Here is an 18742-nt window from a genome sequence, read left to right as displayed (position 1 = left end):
ACTTTGGAACCCAGCTCATGGCGGTCAGCGTGTTCGACCTGTTCAAGATTGGTATCGGCCCCTCCTCTTCGCATACCGTGGGTCCGATGCGCGCTGCGGCGAGATTCGTCCAGCGCTGGCTGATCGATCAGCATCAGGTGCAGCGCTGCGCCCGGGTGCGCTGTGAGCTGTTTGGCTCACTGGCCCTGACCGGGCGCGGACACGGCACCGACAAAGCTGTGCTACTGGGCCTGGAAGGCGAACAGCCGGACACCATCGATCCCGATGGTATCGAGCAGACCCTGACCCGGATCCGCACAGACAAGCGCATTCGTCTGGGCGGCGAGCACGAGATCCGTTTCGACGAAAAGCGCGACTTGGTGTTCAACAAGCGGCAGAAGCTGCCGTTCCACTCCAACGGCATGCGCTTCTTCGCCTTCGATGAAGAAGGCGAGCAGTTGGCCAGCCGCGACTACTACTCGGTCGGCGGTGGCTTCGTGGTCAATCACGACGAAGCTGCCGAAGACCGCATCGTCGCCGACACCACTGATGTTAAGTATCCATTCCACTCCGGCGACAGCCTGCTGCAGCACTGCCGCGACGCCAATATCAGCATCGCCCAGCTGATGCGGGCGAATGAGCACAGCTGGCGCAATGACGAGCAGATCAATGAAGGCCTGGCGCAGATCTGGGAGGTAATGCAGGCCTGCGTGACGCGCGGCATTCGCAGTGAAGGCAGCCTGCCGGGCGGCCTGCACGTGGCGCGGCGCGCGCCGGCATTGGCGGCCGAACTTTCAAAGCGCCCGGAAGCCGCGATGAAGGACCCACTGACCGTGCTCGATTGGGTCAATCTGTATGCGCTGGCGGTGAACGAAGAGAACGCCGCCGGTGGCCGGGTGGTCACGGCGCCGACCAATGGCGCAGCCGGCATTATTCCGTCGGTGCTGCATTACTACGACCGGTTCTGCCCCAATGCCACCCTTAACGGTGTGTTTGACTTTCTACTCACGGCTGGCGCGATCGGCATTCTATACAAGGAGAACGCCTCGATTTCCGGCGCCGAAGTCGGCTGTCAGGGTGAAGTTGGTGTGGCCTGCTCGATGGCCGCCGCCGGCCTCACCGCAGCGCTCGGCGGCAGTCCGAGTCAGATCGAGAACGCGGCCGAAATCGGCATGGAGCACAACCTCGGCCTGACCTGCGACCCGATCGGTGGCCTGGTGCAGATTCCCTGCATTGAGCGCAATGCCATGGGCGCGGTCAAGGCGATCAATGCTTCACGCATGGCCATGCGCGGTGACGGCAAGCACAAGGTTTCGCTCGACAAGGTGATCAAGACCATGCGCGACACCGGTCGCGACATGCAGGAAAAATACAAGGAGACCTCACGCGGCGGCCTGGCTGTCAATGTAATCGAGTGCTAACAGCGCTCGAACGCGCGGGCCAGCTCAACGAGCTGATCATGCAGATGAACGAACACGCCCGGCTCGCCCTGGTTGAGCAAGGCGAGTAATGCTGCCGCGACCTGCGCGGCGGAAATCGAGCGGTAACGGCGCAGGCCGCCGAGCAGAGCATGATCAAACAGGGGCGCCAGCCACTGGCCCAAGGCTTCGGCCGGTCGTGCCGGCCCGTTGCGACGACCAATCAGCAGCCCTGGCCTTAACAGATCAATACGGTTGAAGCCAAGCTCACTCAAGGCCTGCTCCAGCTCGCCCTTGGTGCGCAGGTAAAGATTAGCGGCGCCGACGTCCGCACCGATCGAAGACACCAACAACGCATGCGTTGCGCCCAGGGCACGCGCCCGCTTTGCCCAGGCCAGCACCAGATCGCGATCGATGGCGACAAAGGCTTCGGCCGAACCGGCCTGGCGACGGGTTGTGCCAAAGCAGCTGACAAACCAGCGCAGTTCGACAGGCTGCGACGCATCGCGAAGGGCGCTTGCCGCTTGATCGGGGTCAATCGGCAAGCGATGGCAGGGCGGTGATGGAGCAGCAATGGCGCGACGTAGCGGCAACCATAGGTCGCTGACGCCGCGCGAATTGGCCAACAGCGCTTGCAGGAAATGCGTACCCACCAATCCGCTGCCACCGAGCAGCATCAGGCCGCTGTGTTCAGCACTGCGTTCAGCACCGCCGCCCGCCGCGCTCACTCAAGCCCCGCCAGGCGGCGCTGCTCGACACGACGCCGGTCCAGACCTTGCTGCATCGCGGCCAGTCGTGCATCTCCGCGCAACGACGTGAGACGGGGGTCGAAACGGAACATCTGCGCATCGGCCAGTCCGAGTTCGATGACTGCGCTCAGCTCGGCCAGTGCCTGCTCGGATTGCCCGCCGAGCGCGAACATCACCGCCCGTAAGTAGCGTCCGTCGACACTGGCATCGGCCGCATGCGGCAACTGCGCCTGCTCGCGCCAGAACTGCCTTTGTTGTTCAGTCAAGCCACCACGCGCCTGCAGAATGCCGTCGCGCAGCGAGCGCACACCAAGCTCGTCAGCCGAGCGATCCTCCTGATCCAGGATGGCAGCAGCCATTGCCAGGCCTGCGTCCGGATCATCAAAGTGTGCAGCCCACAAGGAAATCGACACCGGCCCCGGATGCAGCTTGAGCTCGTCCGGCGACATGCCCTGCATCCACGCCTTCAACGCCGGCACCCAAGTGGGTTGTTCAGAATACAGGGCCCGCAGCTGGCGTAACAACAACACGACGTCGCCGCTGGGCTCCAGTTCGCGGAGCACTTCATCCACACGATCAAACGCACCCAGCTGCAACAGGCAATGCACCAACTCCTCGCCACTGGTGGGGGAATGGTGGTCCAGCTGATAGGCACGGCGCGCGCCTGCAAGGGCCTGGGCCAACTCCCCGCGCTGCCGCTGCAGCTGGGCCAGGGTGCGCAGGATTGATGGCTCATCCGGGGTCACTGCCAGCAGACGCTGCAACTGCTGCTCAGCCTGATCGAAGCGGCCGAGTCGCTGCAGCGCCTGGGCCAGATTGATATTGATCACCGGCTCCAAGGGATTCAGCTGCAAGGCCTGCTGCAGCACCTCAGCCTGGCGTTCCAGCTGACCACGCCGACCCAGCACCGAGGCCAGCCACATCGGTGCCATCTCGTAGCGGGGGTCGAGCCGCACCGCCTCGCGCAGACTACGCTCGGCTGGCTCCAGCTGGCCCGCGCTCATCCTCAGCAAGCCAAGCGACGCCCAGGCCTCACCCAGACCGGGTGCCAAGGTCACCGCCCGCACGGCCGCCGGCTCGGCCAGCTGAATGGCCTCGCGAATCGACCGATTGCTGTAGTCGGCCTGCAGCAGAAAGGTATCCGCAAGGCCTGCCCAGGCGCGGGCGAAATTAGCATCCAGCTTCACCGCTTCGGAAAACAACCGCTCAGCCTTGGCCAGGCTCTGCGGCGTACGCAGGCGCCAGGCCTGCCGACCGGCAAGAAAGGCCTGATGGGCCTCGGCCGATTCAGTACCTCCGTGGCCAGCACTGGCGACGCTCTGCTCGCCGAGTTGCAGACGCTGCCCCAACTGGCCGGCGATGGCCTCGGTAACGTCGTCCTGCAGGGCGAACAAGTCGCTATCGTCGCGCTCATAGGTTTCCGACCAGGCGTGATAGCCGGTGCTGGCATCGATCAACTGCGCGGTAACGCGAATCCGATTGCCAGCCTTGCGCACCGAGCCCTCGACGATCCAACGCACGGCCAGCTTTTGCGCCAGCAGCTTGATGTCACCGACATGCTCGCGCAGAGCAAATGATGAGGTGCGCGCGGCCACCTGCAGGCGGGAGTCACGCGCCAAGCGGTCGAGCAGCTCTTCGGCAATGCCGTCGCCGAGAAAACTCTGGTCGCGACTGGCACTCATATCGGCAAACGGCAGTACGGCGATACTGTTGCTGGCGGCCGCGGAGGCAAGCTCGGTGTCGGGAGCCTCTTCGGAGTACAACTGCACCAGCCACACACCGACCCCGGTCGTGGTCAACAGCACCAGGACCACCGCCAGCCAGGCCCCCGCCCGAGCCGCTGGCGAGCGATCGAGCGTGATGCCCCGTGGTCCAAGGTCAAAGAACCAGGCCAACACCAGGACAATGGGAAACCCGAGAATCGCTGCCAGGATGGTCCAGGTCAGCGCCCGCGGTGGCAGTCCCAGCGGCTCGAAGGTGATCTCGCCCAATTGCAGGATCACCCAGGCAATCAAGGCATAGGTAGCGCCGGCACGCACGACCTTGCGCCGGCGCAGTTCGCGCCAGGCGCTGGACCAGACTGACGGTTGGCTGGCGGTATTCATCAGGACCTGAGATTAGCAGTCCTGATCAGATGCAGCGAAGTGACAGAAGGTTACCGGGGCCGAATCCTTCGTTCCGAACAGATTCAACCACCCAGCGTTTTCAGCGGGCTGTCAGGCTGCCACCGACGCCAACCCGGCGCTGCTGCGTGACACCGACTCGGCACGGGCCAAGCCGGCAGCTAAGTCCGCCAGCAGATCCTCTCCGGCCTCGATACCCACGGATAGCCGCAGCAGACCGTCGCTGATACCGGCCTTGGCGCGCACCTCCGGCGTCATCGCCGCATGGGTCATGCTGGCCGGGTGCGCGACCAGACTTTCCACCCCGCCCAGCGACTCGGCCAGGGTGAAGCACTGTAGTCCATCGAGAAAGGCACGCACCTGCGCTTCGCCGCCGACCAGCTCAAAACTCAGCATGGCGCCGAAGCCCTTTTGCTGTCGCGCTGCCAGGCTGTGCCCGGGATGCGAGGTGAGGCCGGGGAAGTACACACGGCGCACGGCGGGGTGCGCGGCGAGAAACTCGGCAATGGCCAGTGCGTTCTCCTGGTGCACGCGCAGACGTGCTTCCAGGGTGCGCAGGCCGCGCAGAGTCAGGAAGGAGTCAAACGGGCTGCCAGTCAGACCCAGCGCATTGGCCCACCAAACCAGTTGTTCATGAAGGGCGGACTCACGCGCCACCACGGCGCCACCGACCACGTCGCTATGGCCATTGATGTACTTGGTGGTGGAATGCAGCACCAGATCTGCGCCAAACGCGATGGGCGTCTGCAGCGCCGGACTGAGAAACGTGTTGTCGACCAGGGCCAGCGCGCCTGCCTGATGTGCTGCATCAATCACCGCCTTGAAGTCAGTGATGCGCAGCAGCGGATTGCTCGGCGTTTCTATCCACACCAGACGGGTCGGCTTATCCAGCGCCTTGGCCACCTCCAGCGGATCACTCAGATTGGCCACCACCAGTTCAAAGTGGCCCTTGCGCGCCAGCGCATCGAACAGTCGCCAACTGCCGCCGTAACAGTCGTGCGGCACCACCAACCGTTCCCCCGGCTTCAGCAAGTTCAGCACCAGGGTGATGGCTGACATGCCACTGCTGGTCACCACCGCCCCGGCGCCGCCTTCCAGGCCTGCCAATGCATCGGCCAATTGATCACGTGTGGGGTTTCCCGAGCGTGTGTAGTCGTAGGCACGCTTTTGGCCGAAACCGGCAAAGCTGAAGTTGGTCGACAACACCAGGGGCGGCACCACCGCACCAAACGCGGTGTCGCAATCGATCGAAGCGCGCACGGCGCGGGTGGCAGGCAGGAATTCGCTCATGGTGGTCTCCTCAGCTCTCAAAGGCGCGTGTCAACACGGCGTCAACCCGCGCCGGCTCTTTCAGGAAGGCATCGTGGCCGTACTTGGAAGCAATCACCTCACAGCCGGCCGCGTTTGGCAGCGCGTCACGCAGGGCGCAAATCTGTTCGGCCGGTGCAAGCCAATCCTGTTCCACCGCAAACAGCGTGGTCGGCACTGCGACGTCGCCGGGGTTGATCTGATGCAGGTCGATCGACTCAGACAGCCGCAGAAACGCCGTACTGTTCCAGCGCTGCACATAACGTTGTCCGCAGACCTGCAGGTACTCTTCGGCGCTGCAGCGAGCGCGGCCATGTTCAAGCGCCACCGGCCCGGCAAAGCGTTCGGCGAATTCCTCCGGCGTGCGATAACTCAGCATCGCCAGCTGACGTGCCAGCGCCAATCCCAACTCATCGGCGCATTGCAGCTGACCGAGTGCCACCACCTGTCGCTGCAGGGCACGAAAGGCACTGGCAAACGGATTCGGCCGATCGGCCGCACTTAACACCACCAACCGCTTGAGGCGCGCGGCGTGACGAGCAGCGAACTGCAGCCCCACCATGCCGCCGTACGAGGCGCCGACAAAGGCATGCAGTCGGGCGATTCCCAGCGCATCCAGGGCCAGCGCGATGGCGTCGGCCTGGTCGGCGGTATCGATCGGCGCATCGATATCACCCTCGGCGCCAACCCAGTCACAGGCCAACAGCCGATAGCGGCCAGGATCAAGCGCCCCGCGCTGATCAGCCAGTGATTGCCACCAGCCCTCGCTGACATCCAGCGCATTGCGCAGCACGTGCTGTCCGGCGGAAATGCCGCCGGCCACCCATACCGCCGGCGACTGCGGAGACCCCACCACCTCGACACGCAGAAAGACCCGTCGCTGGCCGGCATGGCGCATCGGCAGATCGATGGCGAGGATGAAACGCTGTGCGATCGGCAGCGCGGTCGCGCTGCGACAGTCAGAGTCCAGTTCGGCGGTGGCGGTGCTGCAGTCGGTCAGGCTCATCGTTCGGTCCTCGAAGCGGGTTGCCAGCAAGCATTCCGCGGAGACCGGGACGTTGAGCGGCACCACCCGAGGGGCGATGACTCCAACCATCTTCCGGTAGGTCGCACGACCCCCGCAGGAATTGGCACCGTCGGCACTGCTTGCGCAATGACGGGTTGCCCCGGCGTCTTCGGGCCTGTCCCTCAGCCGGTCTTGATGGATGGCCGCAGATTAACCAGTGAATCTGCCTGTGTCAATCGCTTTATGCGGATGAAGCGATATTGTTTCATTGGCAACCTCGAAGAGTCCGGTAGTGCCTTGGTTCAAAGCTCGGCGTCGCCGAGAATACGCGGAGCCAACGTCGGGACCGAATGCTGTTCGCCATGGGCACACCTACCCCCTGCCAGTACTGCGACACTGTGGCCTACGACCTCAGTGAACTTTCCGAACAGGAGTGGCAACTGCTGGTTAAGGCACTGGCCGAGCACGACTCGATCTGGTGTGCCATCGGCCTGCTGCGCATGTGCCTTGGCATCGACGAGGACGATGCCCGAACCACTGCCGAGCACCTGGTTTCCTGCTGTCGTTCCTGGCGCTTCGATGCCCACCAACAGCGCGTTCTCACCGCCATCGACCAGGCGTTTGCCCACTGCCCACGTCCCGAGCACTTCACCGACATCGACTGCTGCGATGAATGCCGCGAACACCACGCGACCCTGGATCGAAGCACAAGAGCCAATCTCGCTCGCACCGACCTGGGGACATCCGGCTGGTCACCCTTGAGTTTCATCAATGGCCCGGGCCTGCAGTATTACCTGCCCTCCTTTGTTCGCTGGGCACTGACGCCGGACCTGCTGCGCGGCGGTGATATAGCCGAGCTTCTGCTGACAAGGCTTGCGCATTCTGATCAAGACGTTCCACTCGATCCTGCCCAGAGATCAGCCCTGCTTGCCAGCCTGCCGTTGCTTGCACAGGCAGGTGGAGTTGGCGTGGAGTGCCTGGTCAAAGCCCAGGGCGCGCTGGCGTCGGCGATGGCTCCGGCGGGAGTATGTCTTGACCCGCCGAATCAATAACTGAGCGAGCACGACCCGCTACAGCAGGCACATCATAGGCACTCAGGGAAGCAATCGATGCGCCGATCCAGCCACGACTCGACATGCGGCAGATTCGATGCGTCCGGCGAGAAGATAGCGCCAGCGTCCGAGGAGATCGTATCCATAGTCGGCCAAACCGCGCGGCAAGAGGCGCAGGAGCCAGGCCAGAGGCAGCCAAAGGCCACCCAAACGTTCCAGTACAGCGGCGACGGCGCGTGATTTTGTCTCGCGCCGGCCGGCTTGGTCCACGACCACGATGCTGTCGTCACCATCGAAAGGCATGGCTGTGTCGCTCAGCGAAGCAGCGGTTTCGCCGCTGAGCGGGGCGAAGCACAGGCGCTGTTCGGCATCCTCGTGAATTGCTATACGAACCGTGGCATGGCAGAAGGCACAGTGGCCGTCGAACAACACCGTTGCTGGTGCCCTTTGCTCGTACTTCGACAACCACGCCGGATCAAAGGTGAGCAGATGCACCAGCAGCATGGGGAAGGTCAGGTCGGCGAAGTTGAGAAACAGCAAAAAGCCGCACTGGGCGAGCAGCATGCTCAGCCAGACCCATGGTCGCAGGCGCTGGACCAAGGCCAGTGGGGCGAACAGCAACTCCAGCCACAGCACCAGCCAGGTCAGCAATTGCAGCACGATCGGCGGCGTGGACAGCGCCCATTCGCGCAAGAAGTGATCGCGTGCGAGCGGGTTTTCCAGCACCAGCCGGATGGTGTGGCCCTCGACCCAGCTCGGGCTCGCCAGTTTGGTCCAGCCGCTGTGGCTATAGCTCAGGGCGAGGATCACCCAGACCGCGAGGAAGAGATGCGCGGGAAGGCGCCAGCTGGGTTGAGTTCCGTGAATTGCCCCAGCCAGTGAACCGTACGGGTGCGGTGGCGCGAACAGGTGCAGTACCAGTAACCAGCCGAGCAGCGGCAGACTAGGATTGGCTATCAGCGGGTTGCGCTGGAACAACCAACCGAGAATCAACACCACCAGCAACGCAGCCACGCGATCGCTCCAGCCGACAGCAAGCGCAGCTCCACATAGCGCACCGAGCGCAACCCAGGCTGTCACTGCCCAAGGGCCATCTGCGAGCATCAGCGGATTCGGCAGCACACCAAACAATGGGCTAAGTCGGCCGTGTGCAACCGTGCCGCCCGTGGCGAACACCTCAGCGGCAAATGGCAGCAGCATGGCGAAGTGGACGACCAGGTAACCGCCCAGCAGCGCGCGATAGAGGCTGTAGTGACCTCCGGTCCATCTAGTCGTCACAGCCCACCTCCCAGCTGTACTCAAGATCCTTGCGAGCATCGGTGCGAATCGGCAAGACGCTGATGCGTAGGTGGCTTGCGTCGGCTGGCAAGCCCAATTCGTTGCGCAATGTCCCGGGCGAGCAGAAGGCGTAGCGAGTGACGCTCTCCTGCATGGCGCGGGTCCGCGAGTCGTGGCGCAGGACGGGACCGTAGGCAAGCGCCGCGCCATAGACGTTGCGACGGTTGTACGGCCCGCGTACTCGCGAATAGGTCGTCGGATCGAGGACACGGGTATGGTCCACGCCAGCCGTATCGCGCCAGTGCAGGGCGAACTGTGCGGCGTGGGTTTCATAGCCCTGGTGTGCGGTGAACACCTTCATCGCCGGGGCCACTTGAGTCGCCGCAGCCAAACCCTTCAGACCTGGCCAGCCCAGCACATCACCCATCATTTGAGTCGTGCCGAGGCCAACCAGGAAGACGAGAGCCAGCATGGAACGAGGCTTCATCGTGGCGTCCGCCCAAGCAAGAGGTGATGCAGCTCTCTCTCCGCACCGTTGGCAAAGCCACAGGCGGGCGGTGTGGCGCGTGGATTATCGAAAGTACCGAACAGCAGATCCCAGATCGGCAGATCGGAGTAATTGCTTCGATGCCAATCACGCGCGTGGTGACGTCGATGCATCTCGGGTCGCTGGAAGATGAAACCCAACCAATAGGGCGTTCGAACATTCCAGTGGTAGAACAGTTCAGCCACACCGGTCATGACCACCACGACTGCGGCCGATGAGGCGGACAAGCCGAGCAGCCCATGCAGCAACCAGCTCGACAGCAGCCCATTGAGGAAGATTTCCAGCGGGTGCTTGTAGAAGCTCATCAGACACTCAATGCGTACCGGGCTGTGGTGCACCTGGTGCAGCCAGCGCCACAACAACGGAACCTCATGTCGTGCCCGATGCCACCAGTAATAGACAAAGGTGACCGTCAGATAGCCAAGGGCGATGCCCAGGGGCGTCGACAGCTGGGCTGCGTTGAACAGGTGCCACTGCGGTATCCAGCCGTCCCAGGTCAGCGCACCGATATAGACGATCGCGACCTGCACTGCGTTCAATACGATCAGTCGCGCGATCCACCCTTGCACCTTGGGCTGGCGAACGTTCGGAATGTGTTGCTCGACAGCCAGCATGAGGGCGGCGGCAATGGCGACGACAAAAACAGGATTCATGGGCGGCGGAACGCTGGGACAAGGTCACTACACGCTGCGCCGCAAGCAGTACATCACGCAACCTGAAATTCCATGTGACTATCATATGGACCGCTACGTATCATCAGACGATACTCTAGCCATGAATCAGACCACAGCCATCCATGCTGCGCTGAAGCGCGCGCTCAGGGCCCGCGGCCGCACCTATGCCGAAGCCGCCGACGTGCTCGGCCTGAGTGAAGCCAGCATCAAGCGCCTGTTCTCCAAGGCAGAGCTGTCATTGGAGCGGCTTGAGCTGCTCTGTAACTGGATCGACATCGACATCGCCGACGTTGTCGAACTGGCGCAAGCGGCGCAACCCTTGGTCACCGAACTGACACCGGCCCAGGAACGCGAACTGCTGAACGACCCCGCCCTGCTATTGACTGCCTTCCTGTTGCTGAACCGCTGGAAAGAGGCCGAAATTCTCACCACCTTCCGTTTCAGCAAACCGCAGTTGACCCTGCTGCTGGTGCGCCTGCAGCGCATCGGCCTGATCGAGTTGCTGCCCTTTGATCGCATCAAGCTGCGCACTGCCCGCAATTTTGCCTGGCGCAAGGATGGTCCGATCCAGCGCTATTTCAGCGAGCGCGTGCTGACCGAGTTTCTGGCCTCATCGTTTGATGGTCCGGGCGAGCGCATGCGTTTCGTCGGCGGCATGCTGTCAGCTGCGTCGATTCAGAAGCTGCACCAGGGCATGGAGGCATTCGCCAAGCAGTTTGACGCTTTGGTCGCAGCCGATCTGTCGCTACCGATCGAGCAGCGCCACGGCGTCAGCCTGCTGGCTGCCGTGCGCCCCTGGGAGCTCTCCGAGTTCACCAAGCTGCGCAAGGCGCCGCGACAGGGTTACGACCCAGGCCCACCCCAAGCCAAGGCCTGATCGTCACCCTGCGCCACGCCGCCGGCGAACTGCGCGCCGCCAACCGGTGGCGACCTTCAGTCGCTCACCGCCAAGGCCTATTGGCAACTTTCCCGCAGCTTCAACGTCTGGGCGATATGCCGCCAGTCAAACGCCCCGACGCCCTGGTCGTCGTGAACGGCATAGAACACACCATTGGGGAAGGTTTGGGTGGCGGCTTGCTGCAGCCAGACACCGTCGGTGTTGGACACCGTGTTGCCGGCAAAGGCGCCGAGATGGGCGAGGCTCTGCCGATCGAACACGTGGAATACCGAGCGGTCCTTGTATTGGTCGGTGGTCAACCAGTAGCCGCTGCCATCCGCGCACTGCCACAGCGCTATACCTTCGGCCTGGGCACGAAACAGATCCTTGCCGATGTCCTGGCCGGCATAGTTGAAGTCCATGTTGTAGACCTTGATGCGGGTGCCGTCGGTCTGGTCTTCTTCGGCCAGCAACAGGCGCTGGTTTTGCTCATCGCCCCACAGCGATTCCGGAATGCGGATGGCACCGGCCGCATCGGTAGCCCCGACATGTCCAAGCAACTCAGCGTTGAGCTGCTCGCCGTCGATACGCACCGCATAGCGCTTGTAGCGCTGGGCCAGCAGTTCGTTGGCCGGCGGCAGATCTTCGTTGGCTTCGCTCATGAAAGCATCGCTGACCAGCACTTCAAAGCCTGTCTGGCTGCGGCGCAGCCACAGGCCATAGGGCTTCTGCAGCTCGGCCTGACCAAAGCTGCCGATCGGCTGCAGCGCGGGCAGACGCAATACCTGCACGCGCTGGTTGTCGCGCTCCACCACCCAGGCCAGATCATCGATCACGAACACGCCGTTGGGGCGCTTGAATTCGCCGAGCTCGCTGCCCTTCTTGCCGAAGGTCTGCAGGGTCGCGCCGCTATCGCCGTCGTAGATCACCAGCTTGTGCGTGCCCTTGGCGCTGCCGATCAGCCAGGTCTTGCCATCTTCGGCCTGCCAGCTGGCCGGCGAATCGATATTGTCGTCCGGGGTCGAGGCAGTCAGAAAGGCCTCGGCGATAGCTTCATACTTAACACCCGAATCAACGGTGGTAACGTCCTCGGCCTCATCTGGCTCGGCCTGCTCGGCGGGCGCCGGCTGCACGGCAGCAGCCTGGGGCTTGGGCGTTGCAGCAGGCGCAGGCGCGGCCTGTTCGGCGGGGCTGCAGGCGGTCAGCAGAGCGCTGCTGATGGCCAAGGCAAGAAGCGAGCGAATCATGCTCATGGTGAATCTCCTGGATCAGAATGACGCAGGGCGACCCAACTAGCTGGCCGCCCTGATATGCGCGGTCGAAGGCTTAGAACGAATAGCGGAACATCAGCTGATAGACGCGGCCGCCGGTTTCCGTCTCCAGCTCGTACTCGTCGTAGTCGCGCTCGATCTGTTCTTCGATCGTGTTGAACTTATCAAACACTTCGTCCTTCGAGGCATCGAGCAGGTTCGAGCCGGTGAGCCTGACCGTCCACTGCTCACCGAGACGCTTCTCCAGGAAGGCTTCGAGATCACCGTCGTAGCTGGTCCTGATTTCTTCGCCGACGATACGGCCGAAGGCATCGCCCTGTTCGCGGTAGGTCAGGCCGAAGGAAGCAGCCAGGTCCGGCAGCTCCTGAATGAAGCCGACATTCAACACATAGTCCGACTGATCGTTGAAGCGACGGCGACCAAAGACGTCGTCGATCTCACTGTCCAGCCACGAGTAGTTGAAGAATACGCCGGTATTGTCCAAACCAAGGGCGCTCAGCGGAGTGGAGACATCAAGCTCCACGCCCCATACCTCACCGTTGCCGGTATTGCGCGGCTGCAGTACGAAGGTTCCGGGGCCTTCGTCGCCCTCCAGCCCAGTATTGGCCAGCTCGATCAGATCCTTGATGTCGCGATAGAAGGCATTGACGCCGATGATGCCGTCGCGACCCAGGCGCATTTCGTAGCCCAGGTCCAGCCCCCAGGCATCTTCCGGCTCAAGCTCAGGGTTGCCCAACAAGTCGTTGTCGCCCAGCTCGCCCTCCAGCAGTGCCGGAGAGAGCTGGTCGAACCCGGCACGACGCATGCTGCGCGCCAACGAAAAGGTCATTCGACGGTGGCGTCAAAGATGTCCAGATCGGTGTACTGATAGCGCAAGCCGACCTGCCATTCGAGGGCGCCGCTCTCGCCGTTCAACTTGACGAATGGCTCAACGCGATCTTCGTCAATGGTGTTGATGCCACCGGGTTCGGCCTCAAACTCATTGAAATCGCCAGGAATGGTCGGCCGCGGCGCCGGCGCGTCGGGAATGTTGAAGCGGTTGCGCGCGCTGAGTATCGAGGTATCACGCCCCTTGCGCGTGTAGTCGACACCAAACTTCAGCTTCATATCAGCCACATCGCGTTCGTGACGTAGCTCGGCGCTGAATTCGCGGTCTTCGATATCGAGCACAACCCGATCACCGGTGAAACGATCATCATCGGGAAACGGCAGATCATCGCGCAGATACTCGAATTCGTCTTCCAGCTCGTCCTGGCGGTCGTCGAAACCGGCAAGGCCGAACCGAATTCGGGTCTCACCGCCGGCCATCGGAAACTCGTACTCACTGCCGATCGACCAGTTGTCGGTGCGAATATCGAGATCATTGATGTTCACCACATCGATATTGTCGGGGGTTTCGATGCCCTCGACGAACTCGACAGAATCTTCATCCTGCAACCGATCGGTGCGAACAAAGTACGCGTTAAGGGCCAGACGACCTTCGCCGACCTCGGTCGAATAGTCGGCGTTGAAGCTATAGTCCTCACCGCTGCGCACATCGGTCTGCACTTCGGTGTTATCGAGTTCGCCGTTTGGCTCATCGAAGCGCTGGCTGTACTTCTGCTTCGGATTGCGCCGCCCTTGTGCATTGGCACCCAGCAGCAGCCGACCTCCCAGGGCCTCACCACCCCAGACCGCACTCACGCTGGGCTCGAACTCATCATCGTTGTAGTGCAGTCCACCGGCGCGGATATAGCCACCTTCCAGGGCATAGCCGTCACGCAACACGATGTTCAGCGAACCCGCCACCGCATCACCGCTGCGATCGGCACTGGCCGAACGAATGATCTCGATGCGCTCGACCAGCTCAGCAGGAATTCGATCGACAAAGAAGGAACGATCGAAGCCGCCGCCCGGCACGCGCTTGCCGTTGATCAGAATCTGCGTATAGCCCGGGTCAAGCCCACGCAGGCGCACGCCATCGTATTCCAGCACGTCAGACAGAAAGGCCACGCTCGGCACGCGCTTCAGCATGTCGCCGACGGTCAGCGGCTCGAAGCGCTGGAAGTATTCCAGGTCGTAGACCAAGGTCGCCGGCTCATCGGTACGGTCGCGATAGAAGATCTGCCCTTTCACTTCCACCGAGTCGAGTGATCGCGCATCGGCCGGGTCAGGCGCTGCCTGGGCAGCGGCAGCGATCAGGAGCAACCCCGGGGCTAGCGCCACGGCAATGGCAGTGGCGAGTGGACGTGCGTGCATGGCGAACACCTCAGGCGGAAAGCCGGCCATTGCAATGCCTGGAGGTTGCGTTTTCGTGAAATTCAGCGCTGTTTCTGGTCAGACCAGACGGCCCACTTTGGGCGTCTGTGCAGAAATCGGCTTGCTGAGGCCACGGACTGAGCTAAAATTCGCGCCCTTCGGTACCGGCCGCTGCCGCACGTTGTGAATCGCATGTCTGATCATCTACGCGAAACCCGGCGCCGCCGCACGTTCGCCATCATTTCCCATCCCGACGCGGGTAAGACCACCCTGACCGAGAAGCTGCTGCTGTTCGGCGGAGCCATTCAGATGGCCGGCTCGGTGAAAGGCCGCAAGGCGGCGCGCCATGCGACCTCGGACTGGATGGCGCTGGAAAAGGAGCGCGGCATCTCGGTGACCAGCTCGGTGATGCAGTTCCCCTACGAGGGCCGCATCGTCAACCTGCTCGACACCCCGGGCCATGCCGACTTCGGCGAGGACACCTACCGCGTGCTGACCGCAGTCGACTCCGCCTTGATGGTGATCGACGTCGCCAAGGGCGTGGAAGAGCGCACCATCAAGCTGATGGAAGTCTGCCGCCTGCGCGACACACCGATCATGAGCTTCATCAACAAGCTCGACCGCGAAGGCAAGAATCCAATCGACCTGCTCGACGAAGTCGAGTCGGTACTGGGCATTCAGTGCGCGCCGGTCACCTGGCCGATCGGCATGGGCCAACGCCTGAAAGGCGTGGTCCACCTGATCACCGGTGAGGTGCACCTGTTCGAGCCGGGGCGTAATTTCACCCGCCAGGACAGCACCATCTTTGCCTCGCTGGATGATCCGGAGCTAGCCAAGCGCATCGGCGAGGCCGCCCTGGCCGAGGTGCGCGACGAACTGGAACTGGTGCAGGGCGCCAGCCATCCGTTCGATCTGGAGGCCTATCTGGCCGGCAAGCAGACCCCGGTGTTCTTCGGCTCGGCGGTGAACAATTTCGGCGTGCAGTTGTTACTCGACTTCTTTGTCGAGCATGCGCCGTCGCCGAAACCGCGCGCCACCACCGGCCGCGAAGTCGATCCGGTCGAGGAGACCTTCTCCGGCTTCGTGTTCAAGATTCAGGCCAATATGGATCCCCAGCATCGCGACCGCGTGGCCTTTCTGCGCGTTTGCTCGGGCCGCTTTGACGCCGGCATGAAGGTGATGCAAACGCGCACCGGCAAGGAGGTCAAATTGGCCAACGCGTTGACCTTCATGGCCTCAGACCGCGATATCGTGGAAACTGCCTACCCGGGTGATGTGATCGGTATTCATAACCACGGCACCATTTCGATCGGTGACAGCTTCAGCCAGGGTGAGACCCTGGCCTTCACCGGCATCCCGAACTTTGCCCCGGAGCTGTTCCGCCGCGCCCGTTTGCGCGACCCGCTGAAGCTCAAACAGCTGCAGAAAGGCTTGGCTCAGTTGAGCGAAGAAGGGGCCACCCAGTTCTTCCGTCCCCTGCTCGGTAACGAGTTGATTCTGGGCGCGGTCGGCTCCCTGCAGTTCGATGTGGTTGCGTATCGGCTGAAAGACGAGTACAACGTCGACGCTCAGTTTGACCAAGCGCAGATTGCCACTGCGCGCTGGGTGCACTGTGATGATCCGAAGAAGCTGGACGAGTTCAAGGAAAAGAACATCATGAATCTGGCTTTGGACGCGGCAGGTGAGTTGGTCTACCTCGCCCCTACCCGGGTGAACCTGCAACTAGCCCAGGAACGCGCGCCTGCGGTGCGCTTTAGCGCCACCCGCGAACATGCCAGCAGTGTGAGTGTCGGATGAAACTGTCTTCAGCAGAGCAGCGCCGCAGTCAGGCGGCAGAATCGAAAGCTAGGAATCAAAACCCGCGGAAAACACCGACTTGTTCGGCGCCGCGTCAGCTGTGGCAGGAGTATCGCCGCCAGTGCTCTCAAACGATCCCGTCAGGATCTTCTCAGCCTGAGTGACGTTGACCGCCTCGTCGCCGTGCATCGGCGGCGCAGACGGATTGAACTGCAGCGCCCCAAACAGTACCGCCAGCGCGCCCAGTGAGGCGGCCATCGCCCAACGGAACTGTGTCTTGAGCAGCTTCGGTCTGCGCAGCTGAGCTACGCCACGCTCCAGCGCTTCGGCATCCTCACGCAGAGCCAGCACCACACGCGCCAGCACCGCCGCGCGGGCATCAGCTGCCACCGCTGCAACGCCAGCCGCGCGTTGATCGGCACGGTCGGAAAAGATCTGCGCAGCCTGGTCCATTGCCGCCCCGGAACGCGCCCGCGACTGCCAAATTTGCCGGATCTGTTCTTCGTTCATGTCGACTCCCAACCTGATTCCCGCATGCGGGCTTTCACTTCATCCAGCCCTCGATACACCAGCTTGCGCGCCGCATCGAAGGTCAATTCGCAAATCTCTGCCACTTCCGGCACGGTGAATCCCTGCAGATACAGCTCCAGCGGCCGGCGCCGGCGCTCCGGGATTTCCCCGATGCAGCGCAGCAGCGAGTCGGTCACCTGGCCATCCAGGGCCAAACGTTGCGGGTCACGCGCCTCGTCGGTCGCCATCGCCTCGCCAGCCTGCTCTTCTGCCTCGGGCAGGGGCTCGGCCGGACGCGCTTCTGCGCGACGCACCGCGTCGACCAGAACACTCATCACCGTTCTCTGGATATAAGACGCAGGAAGCTGGGCTTTTGGGTCACGGCTGAGCGCATTCCACAGGCGGATATGCACCTCCTGTTCAACATCGTCGATGTCGATGCCGTGCTGATCCAGCCGATGCTGGCGAATCTGGGCCCGAACACGGGCTCCAAAACGCTCGATCAGCGCCTTCAGCGCTGCTTCGGTTCCGTCCATGGTGTATTGACTCGTTTGTGAACTCGGCCCACACCGGACCAAGTCTGCTAGCCGCTGATATAGGCCTGCAGCTGGGCGATCTCTTCCTGCTGATCTTCGATCACAGCTTTCACCAGATCGCCGATCGACAGCACGCCGACCACCTTGCCTGCCTCGACCACCGGCAAATGCCGGATGCGCTTCTCGGTCACCAGCTTCATGCAGCCGTGCACTGTGCGGTCGGGCGACACGGTATGCAAGTCCTGACTCATGACCTCCCAGACCGGCGTTTCGGCCGAGGAGCGCCCCATCAGAATCACCTTACGCGCGTAGTCACGCTCAGAAATCAGGCCTTTCAATTCATCGCCCTGCATCACCAGCAAGGCACCGCAGTGGCGGTCGGCCATCATTTGCAGCGCGGCCAGCACCGGCTGCTCGGGGTCAATGGCGAAAACCTCCCGCCCCTTGGCTTCGAGCAATTGGCGAACCGTATGCATCGTCTGCGCTCCGCTGTCCCCGTTGGCTCGCATGATAGTCCTCAAATCGAGACGCGGCCAAGGATTTACTGGTGGGGTTGTAGCCCGGAAGCTGATCGGAGGCGAATGGAACTATTCGCGGCCGTCCGTCTCCATCTGGCGCAGAAAGGCCTGACCGCCCAGCTGGCTCATCTGCCGCTGAATCCAGGCGCTTCGCGAGCGCACATAGGCGCTGGGTTGGGTGACCGAATAGCGGCGTGGGCTGGGCAGCACCGCGGCCAGAGCGGCGGCCTGCGGCCGACTGAGCTGTGCCGCCGATCGCTTGAAGTACAGCTGAGCTGCGGCCTCGGCGCCATAAATGCCGGGACCGAACTCGGCGATATTCAGATACACCTCGAGGATTCTGGCCTTGGGCCAGGTGATTTCGATCAGGCCGGTCATCCACGCCTCCAGGCCCTTGCGCACCAGACTGCGACCAGACCAGAGAAAGAGATTCTTCGCCACTTGCTGACTGATCGTGCTGGCCCCGCGTCCGCTCGCCCCGGATTCACGCAAGGCCGCTTCGATGGCGTCCAGATCAAACCCGTTGTGTTGAGGAAAATGCTGGTCTTCAGCGGCAATCACCGCCAATTGCAGCTCCGGGCTGATCCTGCTTATGGGCCGCCAGTGCTGTTCGATGGTCTGGCCGTCAGCCGCTGCCTGCTGAATGAAGGCCGTGGTCGGTGGATCCCACCATCGCATCGCCAGCACCGGCAGCCAACTCAGAAGCAGCAGCAGGATCAGCGCCAGCAGCAGGCGAAGCAGCCAACGCCGCCAGCGGCGACGCGGTTTGCGCGCGTCGGCCGCGCTGGAACGGTTGCGTCGATGGCGGGAAACCAGCGGGCTGCGTGGCATCGGAATCACCGGATGGGCCAGACACTATTG

At 62.7% G+C, this 18742-nt stretch carries 18 protein-coding genes and 1 riboswitch; of the genes, 4 read left to right on the top strand and 14 right to left on the bottom strand.

The window, feature by feature from the left end:
- Positions 1 to 17 precede the first annotated feature (17 nt).
- Entirely contained in the window at positions 18 to 1400 is a 1383-nt protein-coding gene (locus IFO71_RS04520) for an L-serine ammonia-lyase (protein ID WP_192028444.1), read from the top strand.
- Here IFO71_RS04520 and IFO71_RS04515 read toward each other — a convergent pair.
- The 4 genes from IFO71_RS04515 to metX all read right to left on the bottom strand — a co-directional run bounded on the left by IFO71_RS04515 (position 1397) and on the right by metX (position 6583).
- Complete coding sequence (locus IFO71_RS04515; RefSeq protein WP_192028349.1) at positions 1397 to 2125, bottom strand: Rossmann-fold NAD(P)-binding domain-containing protein; 729 nt, start codon at positions 2123 to 2125, stop codon at positions 1397 to 1399. The genes IFO71_RS04520 and IFO71_RS04515 overlap by 4 nt on opposite strands.
- Positions 2122 to 4251, bottom strand: a complete 2130-nt coding sequence (locus IFO71_RS04510) for a tetratricopeptide repeat protein (RefSeq protein ID WP_192028348.1) — start codon at positions 4249 to 4251, stop codon at positions 2122 to 2124. The genes IFO71_RS04515 and IFO71_RS04510 overlap by 4 nt, the downstream gene beginning before the upstream one ends.
- Positions 4252 to 4362: 111 nt before the next feature.
- Complete coding sequence (metB, locus tag IFO71_RS04505) at positions 4363 to 5559, bottom strand: cystathionine gamma-synthase (RefSeq protein WP_192028347.1); 1197 nt, start codon at positions 5557 to 5559, stop codon at positions 4363 to 4365.
- Positions 5560 to 5569: 10 nt separating this feature from the next.
- Positions 5570 to 6583, bottom strand: a complete 1014-nt coding sequence (metX, locus tag IFO71_RS04500) for a homoserine O-succinyltransferase MetX (RefSeq protein WP_192028346.1) — start codon at positions 6581 to 6583, stop codon at positions 5570 to 5572.
- An 83-nt stretch (positions 6584 to 6666) separates the two neighbouring features.
- A riboswitch (SAM riboswitch) is annotated at positions 6667 to 6785 on the bottom strand.
- Between the two features lie 160 nt (positions 6786 to 6945).
- On the opposite strand from metX, the gene IFO71_RS04495 reads away from it, so the two are divergent.
- Positions 6946 to 7635: a DUF6714 family protein gene (locus tag IFO71_RS04495; RefSeq protein ID WP_192028345.1), complete on the top strand. Its 690-nt coding sequence runs from the start codon at positions 6946 to 6948 to the stop codon at positions 7633 to 7635.
- Positions 7636 to 7677: 42 nt separating this feature from the next.
- Here IFO71_RS04495 and IFO71_RS22460 read toward each other — a convergent pair whose 3' ends face one another.
- Genes IFO71_RS22460 through IFO71_RS04480 form a run of 3 tightly spaced genes read right to left on the bottom strand, consistent with a single transcriptional unit; the run spans position 7678 to position 10113 of the window.
- Positions 7678 to 8913 carry a DCC1-like thiol-disulfide oxidoreductase family protein gene (locus tag IFO71_RS22460; protein ID WP_192028344.1) on the bottom strand — a complete coding sequence of 412 codons (1236 nt, stop codon included), beginning with the start codon at positions 8911 to 8913 and terminating at the stop codon, positions 7678 to 7680.
- Positions 8903 to 9400 (bottom strand): hypothetical protein, encoded by a 498-nt coding sequence (locus IFO71_RS04485; RefSeq protein ID WP_192028343.1) that lies wholly within the window; start codon positions 9398 to 9400, stop codon positions 8903 to 8905. Before IFO71_RS04485 ends, IFO71_RS22460 begins: the two co-directional genes overlap by 11 nt.
- Entirely contained in the window at positions 9397 to 10113 is a 717-nt protein-coding gene (locus IFO71_RS04480) for a sterol desaturase family protein (protein ID WP_192028342.1), read from the bottom strand. Before IFO71_RS04480 ends, IFO71_RS04485 begins: the two co-directional genes overlap by 4 nt.
- A gap of 121 nt (positions 10114 to 10234) precedes the next feature.
- Between IFO71_RS04480 and IFO71_RS04475 the strand changes: the two genes are divergently transcribed.
- Positions 10235 to 11011 carry a helix-turn-helix domain-containing protein gene (locus IFO71_RS04475; protein ID WP_192028341.1) on the top strand — a complete coding sequence of 259 codons (777 nt, stop codon included), beginning with the start codon at positions 10235 to 10237 and terminating at the stop codon, positions 11009 to 11011.
- Between the two features lie 77 nt (positions 11012 to 11088).
- Here IFO71_RS04475 and IFO71_RS04470 read toward each other — a convergent pair whose 3' ends face one another.
- The 3 genes from IFO71_RS04470 to IFO71_RS21755 form a co-directional block, all read right to left on the bottom strand.
- A complete protein-coding gene (locus tag IFO71_RS04470) occupies positions 11089 to 12264 on the bottom strand; it encodes an NHL repeat-containing protein (protein WP_192028340.1) in 1176 nt (391 codons plus the stop codon).
- A gap of 73 nt (positions 12265 to 12337) precedes the next feature.
- Entirely contained in the window at positions 12338 to 13111 is a 774-nt protein-coding gene (locus IFO71_RS21760; RefSeq protein WP_225444382.1) for a TonB-dependent receptor plug domain-containing protein, read from the bottom strand.
- A complete protein-coding gene (locus tag IFO71_RS21755; RefSeq protein ID WP_225444381.1) occupies positions 13108 to 14520 on the bottom strand; it encodes a TonB-dependent receptor plug domain-containing protein in 1413 nt (470 codons plus the stop codon). Before IFO71_RS21755 ends, IFO71_RS21760 begins: the two co-directional genes overlap by 4 nt.
- 192 nt (positions 14521 to 14712) lie before the next feature.
- On the opposite strand from IFO71_RS21755, the gene IFO71_RS04460 reads away from it, so the two are divergent.
- Positions 14713 to 16317 (top strand): peptide chain release factor 3, encoded by a 1605-nt coding sequence (locus tag IFO71_RS04460; protein WP_192028339.1) that lies wholly within the window; start codon positions 14713 to 14715, stop codon positions 16315 to 16317.
- Between the two features lie 48 nt (positions 16318 to 16365).
- Here the strand turns inward: IFO71_RS04460 and IFO71_RS04455 are convergent, their stop codons facing one another.
- From IFO71_RS04455 to mtgA, 4 genes are all read right to left on the bottom strand, one after another.
- Positions 16366 to 16827, bottom strand: a complete 462-nt coding sequence (locus tag IFO71_RS04455; protein WP_192028338.1) for a hypothetical protein — start codon at positions 16825 to 16827, stop codon at positions 16366 to 16368.
- Complete coding sequence (locus IFO71_RS04450; RefSeq protein WP_192028337.1) at positions 16824 to 17363, bottom strand: RNA polymerase sigma factor; 540 nt, start codon at positions 17361 to 17363, stop codon at positions 16824 to 16826. The genes IFO71_RS04455 and IFO71_RS04450 overlap by 4 nt, the downstream gene beginning before the upstream one ends.
- A 47-nt stretch (positions 17364 to 17410) precedes the next feature.
- Positions 17411 to 17839, bottom strand: coding sequence for a CBS domain-containing protein (locus tag IFO71_RS04445; RefSeq protein WP_192028336.1), 429 nt, complete (start codon positions 17837 to 17839; stop codon positions 17411 to 17413).
- Positions 17840 to 17950: 111 nt separating this feature from the next.
- Positions 17951 to 18712, bottom strand: a complete 762-nt coding sequence (mtgA, locus tag IFO71_RS04440) for a monofunctional biosynthetic peptidoglycan transglycosylase (protein WP_192028335.1) — start codon at positions 18710 to 18712, stop codon at positions 17951 to 17953.
- Between the last annotated feature and the right edge of the window lie 30 nt (positions 18713 to 18742).

Origin of the sequence: Pseudomarimonas arenosa (assembly GCF_014841215.1) — a bacterium.
GTDB lineage: Bacteria > Pseudomonadota > Gammaproteobacteria > Xanthomonadales > Xanthomonadaceae > Pseudomarimonas > Pseudomarimonas arenosa.
Note: the sequence above shows the minus strand (reverse complement) of the source record. Positions and strands in the feature narration are given on the sequence as shown.

Bases quoted from the DNA above. Each gene is read 5' to 3' on its own strand.
- IFO71_RS04520 (WP_192028444.1), top strand. From the start codon at position 18: ATGGCGGTCAGCGTGTTCGACCTGTTCAAGATTGGTATCGGCCCCTCC.
- IFO71_RS04510 (WP_192028348.1), bottom strand. From the start codon at position 4,251: ATGAATACCGCCAGCCAACCGTCAGTCTGGTCCAGCGCCTGGCGCGAA.
- metB (WP_192028347.1), bottom strand. From the start codon at position 5,559: ATGAGCGAATTCCTGCCTGCCACCCGCGCCGTGCGCGCTTCGATCGAT.
- metX (WP_192028346.1), bottom strand. From the start codon at position 6,583: ATGAGCCTGACCGACTGCAGCACCGCCACCGCCGAACTGGACTCTGAC.
- IFO71_RS04495 (WP_192028345.1), top strand. From the start codon at position 6,946: ATGGGCACACCTACCCCCTGCCAGTACTGCGACACTGTGGCCTACGAC.
- IFO71_RS04485 (WP_192028343.1), bottom strand. From the start codon at position 9,400: ATGAAGCCTCGTTCCATGCTGGCTCTCGTCTTCCTGGTTGGCCTCGGC.
- IFO71_RS04480 (WP_192028342.1), bottom strand. From the start codon at position 10,113: ATGAATCCTGTTTTTGTCGTCGCCATTGCCGCCGCCCTCATGCTGGCT.
- IFO71_RS04475 (WP_192028341.1), top strand. From the start codon at position 10,235: ATGAATCAGACCACAGCCATCCATGCTGCGCTGAAGCGCGCGCTCAGG.
- IFO71_RS04470 (WP_192028340.1), bottom strand. From the start codon at position 12,264: ATGAGCATGATTCGCTCGCTTCTTGCCTTGGCCATCAGCAGCGCTCTG.
- IFO71_RS21760 (WP_225444382.1), bottom strand. From the start codon at position 13,111: ATGACCTTTTCGTTGGCGCGCAGCATGCGTCGTGCCGGGTTCGACCAG.
- IFO71_RS21755 (WP_225444381.1), bottom strand. From the start codon at position 14,520: ATGCACGCACGTCCACTCGCCACTGCCATTGCCGTGGCGCTAGCCCCG.
- IFO71_RS04460 (WP_192028339.1), top strand. From the start codon at position 14,713: ATGTCTGATCATCTACGCGAAACCCGGCGCCGCCGCACGTTCGCCATC.
- IFO71_RS04455 (WP_192028338.1), bottom strand. From the start codon at position 16,827: ATGAACGAAGAACAGATCCGGCAAATTTGGCAGTCGCGGGCGCGTTCC.
- IFO71_RS04450 (WP_192028337.1), bottom strand. From the start codon at position 17,363: ATGGACGGAACCGAAGCAGCGCTGAAGGCGCTGATCGAGCGTTTTGGA.
- IFO71_RS04445 (WP_192028336.1), bottom strand. From the start codon at position 17,839: ATGCATACGGTTCGCCAATTGCTCGAAGCCAAGGGGCGGGAGGTTTTC.
- mtgA (WP_192028335.1), bottom strand. From the start codon at position 18,712: ATGCCACGCAGCCCGCTGGTTTCCCGCCATCGACGCAACCGTTCCAGC.